The organism is Methylonatrum kenyense, assembly GCF_023195885.1.
GTDB classification, from domain to species: domain Bacteria; phylum Pseudomonadota; class Gammaproteobacteria; order Nitrococcales; family Aquisalimonadaceae; genus Methylonatrum; species Methylonatrum kenyense.
Genome location: NZ_JALPKO010000008.1, coordinates 24,389 through 38,375, shown reverse-complemented (window position 1 = coordinate 38,375; position 13,987 = coordinate 24,389). Strand labels below are relative to the sequence as shown.

Annotated in this window: 8 protein-coding genes; all 8 read left to right on the top strand. The window is 62.9% G+C overall.

All coding sequences use genetic code 11. The features are described from left to right. Position 1 precedes the first annotated feature (1 nt). The 8 genes from rplA to fusA all read left to right on the top strand — a co-directional run bounded on the left by rplA (position 2) and on the right by fusA (position 13,910). Positions 2–697 carry a 50S ribosomal protein L1 gene (rplA, locus tag M0534_RS10555; RefSeq protein WP_248568397.1) on the top strand — a complete coding sequence of 232 codons (696 nt, stop codon included), beginning with the start codon at positions 2–4 and terminating at the stop codon, positions 695–697. 328 nt (positions 698–1,025) lie between these two features. Continuing rightward, a complete protein-coding gene (rplJ, locus tag M0534_RS10550) occupies positions 1,026–1,553 on the top strand; it encodes a 50S ribosomal protein L10 (RefSeq protein ID WP_248568396.1) in 528 nt (175 codons plus the stop codon). An 86-nt stretch (positions 1,554–1,639) separates the two neighbouring features. Then, positions 1,640–2,017 carry a 50S ribosomal protein L7/L12 gene (gene rplL / locus M0534_RS10545; protein WP_248568395.1) on the top strand — a complete coding sequence of 126 codons (378 nt, stop codon included), beginning with the start codon at positions 1,640–1,642 and terminating at the stop codon, positions 2,015–2,017. A gap of 187 nt (positions 2,018–2,204) precedes the next feature. Then, entirely contained in the window at positions 2,205–6,269 is a 4,065-nt protein-coding gene (gene rpoB / locus M0534_RS10540; protein WP_248568394.1) for a DNA-directed RNA polymerase subunit beta, read from the top strand. An 87-nt stretch (positions 6,270–6,356) separates the two neighbouring features. Beyond that, a complete protein-coding gene (rpoC, locus tag M0534_RS10535) occupies positions 6,357–10,625 on the top strand; it encodes a DNA-directed RNA polymerase subunit beta' (protein ID WP_248568393.1) in 4,269 nt (1,422 codons plus the stop codon). 284 nt (positions 10,626–10,909) lie between these two features. Continuing rightward, positions 10,910–11,284 (top strand): 30S ribosomal protein S12, encoded by a 375-nt coding sequence (gene rpsL / locus M0534_RS10530; protein WP_248568392.1) that lies wholly within the window; start codon positions 10,910–10,912, stop codon positions 11,282–11,284. Positions 11,285–11,326: 42 nt separating this feature from the next. Continuing rightward, positions 11,327–11,797, top strand: a complete 471-nt coding sequence (gene rpsG / locus M0534_RS10525) for a 30S ribosomal protein S7 (protein WP_248568391.1) — start codon at positions 11,327–11,329, stop codon at positions 11,795–11,797. A 19-nt stretch (positions 11,798–11,816) separates the two neighbouring features. Beyond that, positions 11,817–13,910 carry an elongation factor G gene (gene fusA / locus M0534_RS10520; RefSeq protein WP_248568390.1) on the top strand — a complete coding sequence of 698 codons (2,094 nt, stop codon included), beginning with the start codon at positions 11,817–11,819 and terminating at the stop codon, positions 13,908–13,910. Positions 13,911–13,987 lie beyond the last annotated feature (77 nt).

Below are 13,987 nucleotides of genomic sequence, written 5' to 3'. Positions count from 1 at the left end.
CATGGCAAAGCTGACCAAGCGCCAGAAAGCGATTGCCGAGAAGGTCGAGCACGGCAAGCTGTATCCGGTCGAGGAAGCCTTCAGCCTGCTGAAGGAGCTTCCGACGGCGAAGTTTCCCGAGTCCGTCGAGGTCTCGGTAAACCTGGGCGTCGACCCGCGCAAGTCGGACCAGGTGGTTCGCGGTTCCACCGTGCTGCCCAACGGCACCGGCCGTACCGTGCGTGTCGCGGTGTTCACCCAGGGCCCGAATGCCGATGCCGCTAAAGAAGCCGGTGCCGACATCGTCGGCATGGACGATCTGGCCGAGCAGGTGAAGGCCGGTGAGCTCAATTTCGACGTGGTGATTGCCAGCCCGGATGCCATGGGCGTGGTCGGTCGTCTGGGTACCATCCTGGGTCCGCGCGGCCTGATGCCGAACCCGAAGGTCGGCACCGTGACGCCGAATGTCGCCGAGGCGGTGCAGAACGCCAAGGCGGGTCAGGTGCGGTATCGCACCGACAAGGGCGGCATTATCCATTGCGCTATCGGCAAGGTGGATTTCGAGCCGGCCAAGCTGCGCGAGAACCTGGATGCACTGCTGGCGGATCTGAACAAGATGAAGCCGGCGGCAGCGAAGGGTGTGTACGTCAAGCGCGTGACCGTTGCATCGACCATGGGTCCGGGTATTCCGGTGGACATGGCGTCGCTCGGCATCTGATGTAGCGCTGAATTGAAGCCGTCGTCGCCCGGAGGGTGTGCGGCGGAAGAAATCCGGAGGCGGAGCCGGCGATGGTCGGTTTCACTGATGGTGTCTTGAGGCTGTCGGATTGCGGCAGCCGTCAAAGACCGCTTGGTGCGAGCCTGCTCGCTTAAACCGTCGAATGGCGGGCCAGCGCAGACGGTGCGGCCGAGACAGGAGTTTCCTGCGTGAGGCGACCGTCATCCCCGTCAGGGGAAGACAGGTTCACCGCTCGAGAGGGCGGTGGGTCGACACAGGTCCCGGCCGGAATGGCCGGGGGTCAGAGCCCGTTCCAGGAGGTACATCGATGGCACTGAGTCTGGAACAGAAAAAGGCGATGACCGCGGAAGTCAATGCGGTTGCCCAGACAGCGAATGCCGCTGTCGCCGCCGAATATCGCGGTATCAAAGCAACCGAAATGGATGGCCTGCGTGCCACGGCGCGGAAGGAAGGTGTCTACCTGCGGGTAGTCAAGAATTCCATTGCCCGCCGGGCAGTTGCTGGCACCAGCTTCGAGTGCATGACGGAAGGCTTCAACGGGCCGTTGCTGCTCGCATTCTCGACCGAGGATCCGGGTTCCGCAGCGCGCGTGGTGAAGAATTTCTCGAAAGAGAATGACCGTCTGGTGCCGAAACTGGTTGTCCTTGGTGGCACCCTGTATCCCGCCTCCGATCTGGAGCGCGTGGCCAGTCTGCCGACCCGGGACGAAGCCATCAGCCTACTCATGGCGACCATGCGTGCGCCGGTCCAGAAGTTCGTCACCACTCTCAACGAGGTGCCGAGCAAGCTGGTCCGTACCGTCGCAGCGGTTCGCGATGCGAAGGAAGCAGGTTGATCCGGGGCTTTCCGGTTCGCCGACATGTTCAGAACGCAGGGGACTCCGCTGGAGTCCTGGAAACATTCTTATCAGGAGTTTGAACAATGGCCGTTTCCAAAGAGGACATCCTCGAGACGATCGGTAACATGACCGTTCTGGAGATCGTTGACCTGATCTCCGAGATGGAAGAGAAGTTCGGCGTCACCGCGGCTGCCGCCGTGGCCGCTGCCCCGGCCGCCGCCGGTGGTGGTGAAGCTGCCGCCGAAGAGAAGACCGAGTTTGACGTGGTGCTGACCGGCTTTGGTGACAACAAGGTTGCCGTCATCAAGGCCGTCCGCGGCATCACCGGCCTGGGTCTGAAGGAAGCCAAGGAAGTGGTGGAGGGTGCGCCTTCTCCGCTGAAGGAAGGCACTTCCAAGGAAGAAGCCGAAGAAATGAAGACCAAGCTGGAAGAGGCTGGCGCTTCCGTCGAGATCAAGTAAGACTTGACGGTACACGTCTGCACAGCAGCTGAAAGGGAGCTGGCTGGTGCCCCTCGGGGCGCCGGCCTTTTCCCGTTGTTGTGCGGAAATCACGCGTGTTCAGCGATGCGTACTTAGGCGCGCTGCCTGAGTACGGATCCCTGAGCATCCGCCCCGCTCCGTGGACAGAACCTGGTGAGGAACCTCGATGGCCTATTCGTTCACCGAAAAGAAGCGCATCCGTAAGGACTTCGGCAAGATCCCCAACATTCTGGAGGTGCCGTTCCTGCTGGCGACCCAGCTGGACTCGTACCGGCAGTTCCTGCAGGCCGACCTGGCCCCTGACAGCCGGGAAGAAACCGGGCTGCATGCCTCGTTCAAGTCGGTGTTCCCGATCAGCAGCTATTCCGGCACCGCGACGCTGGAATACGTCAGCTACCGGATCGGCACCCCGGTGTTCGACGTCAAGGAATGCCAGCTTCGCGGCATGACCTACGCGGCGCCGCTGCGTGCCCTGGTGCGCCTGGTCATCCACGACAAGGACGGCAAGACGGTCAAGGACGTGCGCGAGCAGGAAGTCTACATGGGCGAACTGCCGCTGATGACCGAGAACGGCACCTTTGTCGTCAACGGCACCGAGCGCGTTATTGTCTCGCAGCTGCATCGCTCGCCGGGCGTGTTCTTCGACCATGACAAGGGCAAGACCCACAGCTCCGGCAAGCTGCTGTTCAGCGCGCGGGTGATCCCGTACCGCGGCTCCTGGCTGGACTTCGAGTTCGATCCCAAGGACAACATCTTCGTGCGCATCGACCGCCGGCGGAAACTGCCGGCAACGATCCTGCTGCGCGCGCTGGGCTTTGAAGCGCACGAAATCCTGGATCTGTTCTTCGAGAAGAACACCTTCCACCTGAAGAAGACCAAGACCAGCCTGGATCTGGTGCCGGAGCGTCTGCGCGGCGAAACCGCCACCTTCGAGATCAAGGTCGACGGCAAGACCCTGGTCGAACCGGGCCGTCGGGTCACCGCGCGCCACATCCGCGAGATGGAGAAGGCCGGCCTCAAGCAGCTGGACGTGCCGGAGGATTACCTGGAAGGCAAGACCCTGGCCCACGACATCGTCGACGAGTCCACTGGCGAGCTGCTGGCCGAGGCCAATACGGAGCTCACCGCCGAGCTGGTGCAGCAAATCCGTGATGCCGGCATCAAGAAGATCGACACCCTGTACGTGAACGACCTGGACCAGGGGCCGTACATCTCCACCACGCTGCGGATCGACACCACGCGCACGCAGCTGGAATCGCTGGTCGAGATCTACCGCATGATGCGTCCGGGCGAGCCGCCGACCAAGGAGGCCGCCGAGAACCTGTTCGGCAACCTGTTCTTCAGCGCTGACCGCTACGACCTGTCGTCGGTGGGCCGGATGAAGTTCAATCTGCGTGTCGGTCGCGACGAGGTGACCGGCCCGGGCACGCTGGACAATGATGACATCATTGCCGTGCTCAAGACGCTGATCGACATCCGCAACGGCAAGGGCACCGTCGACGACATCGACCATCTGGGCAATCGCCGCATCCGTTCGGTCGGCGAGATGGCCGAGAACGTCTTCCGTGTCGGGCTGGTGCGGGTCGAGCGCGCCGTGCGCGAGCGCCTGAGCCTGGCCGAGAGCGAAGGCCTGATGCCGCAGGAATTGATCAACGCCAAGCCGGTGGCGGCGGCGGTCAAGGAGTTCTTCGGCTCCTCGCAGCTGTCGCAGTTCATGGACCAGAACAACCCGCTGTCGGAAGTGACCCACAAGCGCCGGGTTTCGGCCCTGGGCCCGGGTGGCCTGACCCGCGAGCGGGCCGGTTTCGAGGTGCGCGACGTGCACCCGACCCATTACGGCCGGGTCTGCCCGATCGAGACGCCGGAAGGCCCGAACATCGGTCTGATCAACTCGCTGGCCTGCTATGCCCGCACCAATCGCTACGGCTTCCTGGAAACGCCGTACCGCAAGGTGGTCGACGGCCAGGTCACCAGCGATGTGGATTACCTGTCCGCGATTGAAGAGGCGCGCTACATCATCGCCCAGGCCAACGCCCGGCTGGACGAGAACGGCCGCCTGGTGGATGACCTGATTTCCATTCGCCACCAGAACGAATTCGGCATGGCCACGCCGGACAAGATCCAGTACATGGACGTGTCGCCGAAGCAGACCGTGTCGGTGGCGGCCGCGCTGGTGCCGTTCCTGGAGCACGATGACGCCAACCGCGCGCTGATGGGGTCGAACATGCAGCGCCAGGCGGTGCCGACGCTGCGTGCCGAGAAGCCGCTGGTCGGCACTGGCATGGAGCGTGCCGTGGCCACCGATTCCGGGGTCACCGTGGTTGCGCGTCGCGGTGGCATCGTGGAGTCGGTCGATGCGGCCCGCGCCGTGATCCGGGTCAATGATGACGAGACCGCACCGGGCGAACCGGGCGTCGACATCTACAACCTGACCAAGTACACCCGCTCGAACCAGAACACTTGCATCAACCAGAAGTCGCTGGTCAATGTCGGTGATGTGGTGGCGCGGGGTGATGTGCTGGCCGACGGCCCGAGCACCGACATGGGTGAGCTGGCGCTGGGCCAGAACATGCTGGTCGCGTTCATGCCGTGGAACGGCTACAACTTCGAGGATTCCATTCTCATCTCCGAGCGCGTGGTGCAGGAAGATCGCTACACCACGATCCACATCGAGGAACTCACCGCGGTCGCGCGGGACACCAAGCTGGGCTCGGAGGAGATCACTGCCGATATCCCCAACGTCGGTGAATCCGCGCTGGCCAAGCTGGACGAGGCCGGCATCGTCTACATCGGTGCCGAGGTCAAGGCCGGCGACATCCTGGTGGGCAAGGTGACGCCGAAGGGCGAGAGCCAGTTGACGCCGGAAGAGAAGCTGCTGCGCGCGATCTTCGGCGAGAAGGCGTCCGACGTGAAGGACACCTCGCTGCGCGTGCCCTCGGGCATGGACGGCACCGTCATCGACGTGCAGGTGTTCACCCGCGATGGCGTGGAGAAGGATTCCCGCGCGCTGTCGGTGGAACGCGAGCAGTTGTCCAAGATCCGCAAGGACCTGAACGACCAGTACCGGATCTTCGAGGACGATGCCTTTGCCCGCGTGCGCAACGCCTTGGTCGGGCAGGTCGCCGAGGGTGGGCCCTCCGGCCTGAAGGCGGGCACCAAGGTCAGCGAGAAATACCTGGAAAGCCTGGAATACGCGAAGTGGTTCGAGATCCGCATGCGCGACGAGGCGGCCAACGAAATCCTGGAGCGCACCAAGCGCCAGTTGCAGGAGCAGAAGGAGGCCTTCGACGCCCACTTCGAGGAGAAGCGCGGCAAGATCACCCAGGGCGATGACCTCGCCCCCGGCGTGCTCAAGATGGTTAAGGTCTACATGGCCGTGAAGCGCCGCATCCAGGCCGGTGACAAGATGGCCGGTCGCCACGGCAACAAGGGCGTGATCTCGATGATCGTGCCGCAGGAAGACATGCCATTCGACAAGGACGGCCGTCCGGTGGACGTGGTGCTGAACCCGCTGGGTGTGCCGTCGCGCATGAACGTGGGCCAGGTGCTGGAAACCCACCTGGGCTGGGCCGCCAAGGAGCTGGGCCGCAAGCTCGGCAACATGCTGGAAGCCAAGTCAAAGGTCGATGATCTGCGCCAGGAGCTGGACAAGATCTACAACCGCAGCGGCCAGACCGTGGATCTGCCGGCGCTGTCCGACGAGGAGGTCATTCGCCTGGCCACCAATCTGAAGGGCGGCGTGCCGATGGCCACCCCGGTGTTCGACGGTGCCAACGAGGACGAGATCAAGTACATGCTCGAACTCGCCGGCCTGCCCACCTCCGGCCAGACTACGCTGTACGACGGTCGTACCGGCGACGCCTTCGAGCGTCCGGTCACGGTCGGCTACATGTACATGCTGAAGCTGAACCACCTGGTCGACGACAAGGTGCACGCCCGTTCCACGGGGCCGTACTCGCTGGTGACCCAGCAGCCGCTGGGCGGCAAGGCGCAGTTCGGTGGTCAGCGCTTCGGCGAGATGGAGGTCTGGGCGCTGGAGGCCTACGGCGCGGCCTACACCCTGCAGGAAATGCTGACGGTGAAGTCCGACGACGTGAACGGCCGGACCCAGATGTACAAGAACATCGTCGACGGCAACCACCAGATGAAGGCGGGCATGCCGGAATCGTTCAACGTGCTGGTCAAGGAAATCCGTTCGCTCGGCATCAACATCGAGCTGGAACAGGACTGAGGCCACCGCTGGCGAGGGCCGTCGACGGCCCTCGCCATTCGGGAACGACGGCACCCATTTTTCGATATAGCAGGCGGATAAACGGCTATGAAAGACTTACTGAACCTGTTCAAGCAGCCCGGCGCCCAGCTGGATGACTTTGATGGCATCCGCATCGCGCTCGCCTCGCCGGAGATGATCCGGTCCTGGTCCTTCGGCGAAGTGAAGAAGCCGGAGACCATCAACTACCGTACCTTCAAGCCGGAGCGTGACGGCCTGTTCTGCGCCAAGATCTTTGGCCCGGTGAAGGACTACGAATGCCTGTGCGGCAAGTACAAGCGGCTCAAGCACCGCGGCGTGGTCTGCGAGAAGTGCGGCGTCGAGGTGACCCTGGCCAAGGTGCGCCGCGAGCGCATGGGCCATATCGACCTGGCGAGTCCGGTGGCGCACATCTGGTACCTGAAGTCGCTGCCGTCCCGCATCGGCCTGCTGCTGGACATGACCCTGCGCGACATCGAGCGGATCCTGTACTTCGAGGCCTTCGTGGTCATCGATCCGGGCATGACACCGATGGAGCGTGGCCAGCTGCTGACTGACGAGGGCTATCTGGACGCGGTCGAACAGTACGGTGACGAGTTCGACGCCCGCATGGGTGCCGAGGCCGTCATGGAGATGCTCAAGGACGTGGACCTGGTGGAGCAGCAGGAAAAGCTCCGCGAGGAACTGTCCGCGACCAACTCCGACACCAAGATCAAGCGCCTGTCCAAGCGGCTGAAGATCATCGAGGCGTTCCTCGAGTCCGGCAACAAGCCGGAGTGGATGATCCTGACCGTGCTGCCGGTGCTGCCGCCGGACCTGCGTCCGCTGGTGCCGCTGGACGGTGGCCGCTTCGCGACCTCGGACCTGAACGACCTGTACCGCCGGGTCATCAACCGCAACAACCGTCTGCGCCGGCTGCTGGAGCTGAACGCCCCGGACATCATCGTGCGCAACGAAAAGCGCATGCTGCAGGAATCCGTCGATGCGCTGCTCGACAACGGTCGCCGTGGCCGTGCCATTACCGGCACCAACAAGCGGCCGCTGAAGTCGCTGGCGGACATGATCAAGGGCAAGCAGGGCCGTTTCCGGCAGAACCTGCTGGGCAAGCGTGTCGACTACTCCGGCCGTTCCGTGATCGTGGTCGGACCGACCCTGCGACTGCACCAGTGCGGCCTGCCCAAGCGCATGGCGCTGGAGCTGTTCAAGCCGTTCATCTTCTCCAAGCTGCAGCGGCTGGGGCTGGCGACCACGATCAAGGCCGCCAAGAAGATGGTCGAGCGCGAGTCGCCGGAAGTCTGGGACATCCTGGAAGACGTGATCCGTGAACATCCGGTGATGCTGAACCGGGCACCGACCCTGCACCGCCTGGGCATCCAGGCATTCGAGCCGGTGCTGATCGAGGGCAAGGCGATCCAGCTGCATCCGCTGGTCTGCACTGCCTTCAACGCCGACTTCGACGGTGACCAGATGGCGGTGCACGTGCCGCTGGGCCTGGAAGCCCAGCTCGAGGCGCGGGCGCTGATGATGTCCACCAACAACATCCTGTCACCGGCCTCCGGCGAGCCCATCATCGTGCCGTCGCAGGACGTGGTGCTGGGCCTGTATTACATGTCCCGCGAGCGCATCAATGCGCGCGGCGAGGGCATGAAGTTCAGCGACCTGAATGAGGTGCATCGCGCCTTCGACAGCGGCGTGGTCGACCTGCAGGCGCGGGTCGAGGTGCGGATCCGCGAGATGCGGGAGAACGAGCAGGGCGAGACGGTCGAAACTCTCAAGCGGTACAAGACCACCGTCGGCCGGGCGCTGATCTTCCGGATCATGCCGGAAGGGCTGCCGTTCGAAATGGTCAATCGCAACATGACCAAGAAGGCGATCTCGGCCACGATCAATGCCTGCTACCGGGAAGTGGGCCTCAAGGCCACGGTCATCTTTGCCGACCAGCTGATGTACACCGGCTTTGCCTATTCCACACGTGCGGCGGTCTCAATCGGGGTCAACGACATGACCATCCCGGACGAGAAGGAAGCCATCCTGGCCGGCGCCGAGGAAGAGGTGAAGGACATCGAGGGGCAGTACGCCTCGGGTCTGGTCACCAACGGCGAGCGCTACAACAAGGTGGTGGATATCTGGTCGCGCACCAACGATCAGGTGGCCAAGGCCATGATGGAGAAGCTCGGTACCGAGGCGGTGATCAATGCCGAGGGCGAAGAGGAACGGCAGACGTCGTTCAACTCGATCTTCATGATGGCCGACTCCGGCGCCCGTGGTTCGGCCGCGCAGATCCGGCAGTTGTCCGGCATGCGTGGCCTGATGGCCAAGCCGGACGGCTCGATCATCGAGACGCCGATCACGGCCAACTTCCGTGAAGGCCTGAACGTGTTGCAGTACTTCATCTCCACCCACGGTGCGCGCAAGGGTCTGGCGGATACCGCGCTGAAGACCGCGAACTCCGGTTACCTGACCCGGCGTCTGGTGGATGTTGCCCAGGATCTGGTCGTTACCGAGCAGGATTGCGGCACCGAGGAAGGGGTCTACATGGCGCCGATCATCGAGGGCGGCGATGTGGTCGAGCCGCTGCGTGAGCGCGTTCTGGGCCGGGTCACCTGCCACGAGGTGCTGACCCCCGGTACCGACGAGGTCGGCGTGCCGGAAGGCACCCTGCTGGACGAACGCTGGGTGGATCGCCTGGAAGAACTGGGTATCGACGAAATCAAGGTGCGTTCGCCGATTACCTGCGAAACCCGCTACGGCGTCTGCGCCAAGTGCTATGGTCGTGATCTTGCCCGCGGGCACCAGGTCAACATCGGCGAATCGGTGGGTGTCATCGCGGCGCAGTCCATCGGTGAGCCGGGTACCCAGCTCACGATGCGGACCTTCCACATCGGTGGTGCCGCCTCACGTGCCGCGGCGGTGAACAATGTCGAGATCAAGTCCGACGGCAAGGTTCGCCTGCACAACATGAAGACCATTGAGCACCATTCGGGCAACCTGGTGGCGGTCTCGCGTTCCGGTGAAATCACGGTCATGGACGAGCAGGGCCGTGAGAAGGAGCGCTATAAGGTGCCGTACGGGGCCGTGATTTCGGCGGCCGACCTGGAAGCGGTTTCCGCCGGCCAGGTGGTGGCGAACTGGGATCCGCATACCCACCCGATTGTTACCGAGGTGAAGGGTCGCCTGAAGTTCTTTGACTTCATTGAAGGCGTGACTGTGGTGCGGCAGGTGGACGAGATCACCGGCCTGTCCTCGCTGGAGATCACCGATCCCAAGACCCGCGGCAACCAGGAGCATCCGAGCCAGCTGGTCACCGCCAAGGGCGGCGAGGCCAAGGTGGCTGCCAAGGACATGCGGCCGATGGTCAAGCTCGTGGACGAGGACGGCAAGGACATCATGATCCCGGGCACCGATATTCCGGCCCAGTATTACCTGCCGGCCGGCGCCATCGTTAGCGTCGAGGACAACGCCACCGTGGATGTGGGCGATGTGCTTGCCCGTATTCCGCAGGAGTCGTCCAAGACCCGCGACATCACCGGTGGTCTGCCGCGTGTTGCCGACCTGTTCGAGGCGCGCAAGCCGAAGGAGCCGGCGATCCTCGCCGAAATCTCCGGCACCGTGTCGTTTGGCAAGGACACCAAGGGCAAGCAGCGCCTGGTGATCACGCCGCAGGAGGGTGATAACTACGAGGAACTGATTCCGAAGTGGCGCAACGTCAACGTGTTCGAGGGTGAACACGTGGAGAAGGGTGAAGTGGTCGCCGACGGCGAGCCGAGCCCGCATGACATCCTGCGCCTGCTCGGTGTGCCGGCGTTGGCTTCCTATGTGGTCAAGGAGATCCAGGACGTCTACCGGCTGCAGGGTGTGAAGATCAACGACAAGCACATCGAGGTCATCATCCGGCAGATGCTGCGCAAGGTGGAAATCACCGATTCCGGCGACAGCAAGATGCTGCGCGGCGAGCAGATGGACCGGGCGAAGGTGCTGGAGGAGAACGACATCCTGCAGGCCGCCAACAAGGAACTGGTGCAGTGTGTGCCGGTGCTGCTGGGTATCACCAAGGCGTCGCTGTCCACCGAGTCCTTTATCTCGGCGGCTTCGTTCCAGGAAACCACCCGGGTCCTTACCGAGGCTTCGGTGCGTGGCGCGCGGGACGACCTACGCGGTCTGAAGGAGAATGTCATTGTCGGCCGCCTGATTCCGGCCGGCACGGGCTTCGCCTATCACGAGGATCGACGGCGTCAGCGGCGTGGCATCGAAACCGGCACCAGTGCCGCCGAGGCCGAGGCTGAGCTGGCTTCGGAGCTTGCCAACAGCAACGAGGGTGAAGCCGACAGCGAGGCCTGAGCCCGACGCCGGGGCTGCCTGCGCGGCCCCGATGGATCGAACCCTGCCCGGCCGGACCCGACCCGCCGGGCAGGGTTTTTTTCACCCGGCAAATCGCCGCCGGCCGCCCGGCTGGCCGCCTGGATGAACGATGCCCGCAACGGGACGGCGCCGATTCGGTGCAAGGCCAGATATGGCGCGGGATTCGTTTGACTTAACCGGGGACTCTGTCTAGAATTGCGGCCCTTCGACAGGCCGGGACCGCTCGGCCTGTCGTTTATTTTCAGCTTGGAGTGAGCGTTTCGATGGCGACAGTCAATCAGTTGGTTCGCAAGGGGCGGACCCGTAAAACGGCCAAATCCAACGTGCCGGCGCTGGAGGCCAGCCCGCAGAAGCGCGGCGTGTGCACTCGCGTTTATACCACGACCCCGAAGAAGCCGAACTCGGCCCTTCGAAAGGTGGCACGTGTCCGTCTGACCAACGGTTTCGAGGTCTCCTCCTATATTGGCGGCGAAGGCCACAACCTGCAGGAGCACTCGGTGGTGCTGATCCGCGGCGGTCGCGTCAAGGATCTACCGGGTGTGCGTTACCACACGGTGCGTGGCTCGCTGGACACCGCCGGTGTCGATGGCCGTCGCCAGGGTCGCTCCAAATACGGCGCCAAGCGCCCCAAGGGTTGAGCCAGGCTCAGCCTCCGTTACTGACAACGTTCGGGTAGAACCATGCCGAGAAGACGCGAAGTTCCCAAGCGCAAAGTGTTGCCGGATCCGAAGCATGGCAGCGAGTTGCTGACCAAGTTCGTCAACATGCTGATGAAGGATGGCAAGAAGTCCGTCGCCGAGAAGATTGTCTACGATGCTCTGGATGAAGTGCAGCGCAAGGGGTCGGCCGACCCGCTGGCGTCCATGGAGCAGGCGCTTAGCAACGTCAGTCCGGCAGTCGAGGTGAAATCCCGCCGGGTCGGCGGCGCCACCTATCAGGTGCCGGTCGAAGTGCGACCGGAGCGCCGCAACACGCTGGCCATGCGCTGGCTGATCGACGCTTCCCGCAAGCGCAGCGAGAAGACCATGGCGCTGCGTCTGGCGGGTGAAGTCAGTGATGCCGCCGAGAACCGCGGCACCGCTGTGAAGAAGCGTGAAGACACCCATCGCATGGCGGAGGCCAACAAGGCCTTCTCCCATTATCGCTGGTAACGGCAAATAGGTATTGATCGTGGCACGCAAGACTCCAATCGAGCGCTATCGCAACATCGGCATTATGGCTCACATCGATGCCGGCAAGACGACCGCCACCGAGCGGATCCTGTTCTACACCGGGGTGTCGCACAAGATCGGCGAGACCCACGATGGTGCGTCCACCATGGACTGGATGGAACAGGAGCAGGAGCGTGGCATCACGATCACCTCCGCTGCCACGACCTGTTTCTGGAGTGGCATGGACCAGCAGTATCCGGAAACGCGAATCAACATCATTGATACGCCCGGGCACGTTGATTTCACCATCGAGGTGGAGCGTTCTCTGCGAGTGCTCGATGGCGCCATTTGTGTGCTGGATGCCAACGCCGGTGTCGAACCGCAGACCGAAACGGTGTGGCGGCAAGCGAACAAGTACGGCGTGCCGCGCATGGTGTTCGTCAATAAGATGGACAAGATGGGCGCCGACTTCTATCGCTGCGTCGACATGATGAAAAAACGGCTTGGCTGCAACGCTGTGCCGATCCAGGTGCCAATCGGTGCCGAAGACGATTTCGAAGGTCTGGTGGATTTGATTCGCATGAAGGCCATTTACTGGAATCCGGATGACATGGGTATGACCTATGAGCAGAAGGACATCCCGGCTGAATTGCAGGCCAAGGCCGAAGAGCACCGCGAAGCGATGATGGAAGCCGCCGCCGAAGGCAGCGAGGAACTCATGGAAAAGTACCTCGAGAGCGGCGAGCTGGACAACGATGACATCAAGGCCGGTCTGCGTGCGCAAGTGCTGGCGAATGAGGTCGTGCCGGTCCTGTGTGGATCGGCATTCAAGAACAAGGGTGTGCAGGCATTGCTGGATGCCGTCATTGAGTACATGCCCAGCCCGGCCGATGTGCCGGCCATCCAGGGCGAACTGGATGATGGGTCGCCGGCTGAGCGGCATCCGGTGGACGAGGAGCCGTTTTCGGCCCTGGCCTTCAAGATCGCCACTGATCCGTTTGTGGGTACGCTGACGTTCTTCCGTTGTTATTCCGGTGTCGTGCAGTCGGGCGACAGCGTGTTCAATCCGGTGAAGGGCAAAAAAGAGCGTTTTGGCCGGATCGTGCAGATGCACTCCAAGGAGCGGAAGGAAATCTCCGAGGTGCGTGCCGGTGACATTGCCGCTGCAATCGGCCTGAAGGACGTGACCACCGGTGACACGCTGTGCGACGCAAACTCCAAGATCACCCTGGAGCGGATGGAGTTTCCGGATCCGGTGATCTCCGTGGCGGTGGAGCCGAAGACCAAGAGCGACCAGGAGAAGATGGGTGTCGCGCTGGGCAAGCTGGCCCAGGAAGACCCCTCATTCCAGGTGCGCACCGATGAGGAGTCGGGTCAGACCATCATCTCCGGGATGGGTGAGCTGCATCTGGACATTATCGTTGATCGCATGAAGCGTGAGTTCAAGGTCGAGGCCAACGTCGGCGCGCCGCAGGTGGCGTACCGTGAAACCATCCGTAAGACCATCGAGCAGGAAGGCAAGTTCGTGCGGCAGTCGGGTGGCCGCGGTCAGTTCGGCCATGTCTGGATTCGGCTGGAGCCGCAGGAACCGGGCGAAGGCTACGAATTTGAAAACGCCATCGTTGGTGGTGTGATCCCGAAGGAATACATCCCGTCCGTGGACAAGGGGATCCAGGAGCAGGCGCTGAACGGTGTGCTTGCCGGTTTCCCGGTCGTCGATTTCAGGGTCACCTTGTACGACGGCTCTTTCCACGAGGTTGACTCTTCGGAAATGGCCTTTAAGATTGCCGGCTCCATGGCCTTCAAGGAAGGTGTGATGAAGGCCAGTCCGGTGTTGCTTGAGCCCATGATGAAGGTCGAAGTCGTCACCCCCGAGGATTACATGGGTGACGTCATGGGCGACCTCAACCGCCGTCGTGGCACGGTCAAGGGCATGGAAGAGTCGGCCACTGGCCGGATCATCCGCGCCGATGTTCCGCTGAAGGAAATGTTCGGTTACTCCACCGACCTGCGTTCCTCGACCCAGGGTCGTGCGAGCTATGTGATGGAGTTCAGCCACTACGCCGAAGCGCCTGCCAGTGTTGCCGAGCAGGTGCAGAAGAAGGCGTCCTGAGGGCGCCTTCTTTTCTGGCCGGGTTATTTCAACGTATCACCAGCCGCCGCATTGCCGGCGGCTGAGCATCTGAGGGG

Bases quoted from the DNA above. Each gene is read 5' to 3' on its own strand.
- rplA (WP_248568397.1), top strand. From the start codon at position 2: ATGGCAAAGCTGACCAAGCGCCAGAAAGCGATTGCCGAGAAGGTCGAG.
- rplJ (WP_248568396.1), top strand. From the start codon at position 1,026: ATGGCACTGAGTCTGGAACAGAAAAAGGCGATGACCGCGGAAGTCAAT.
- rplL (WP_248568395.1), top strand. From the start codon at position 1,640: ATGGCCGTTTCCAAAGAGGACATCCTCGAGACGATCGGTAACATGACC.
- rpoB (WP_248568394.1), top strand. From the start codon at position 2,205: ATGGCCTATTCGTTCACCGAAAAGAAGCGCATCCGTAAGGACTTCGGC.
- rpoC (WP_248568393.1), top strand. From the start codon at position 6,357: ATGAAAGACTTACTGAACCTGTTCAAGCAGCCCGGCGCCCAGCTGGAT.
- rpsL (WP_248568392.1), top strand. From the start codon at position 10,910: ATGGCGACAGTCAATCAGTTGGTTCGCAAGGGGCGGACCCGTAAAACG.
- rpsG (WP_248568391.1), top strand. From the start codon at position 11,327: ATGCCGAGAAGACGCGAAGTTCCCAAGCGCAAAGTGTTGCCGGATCCG.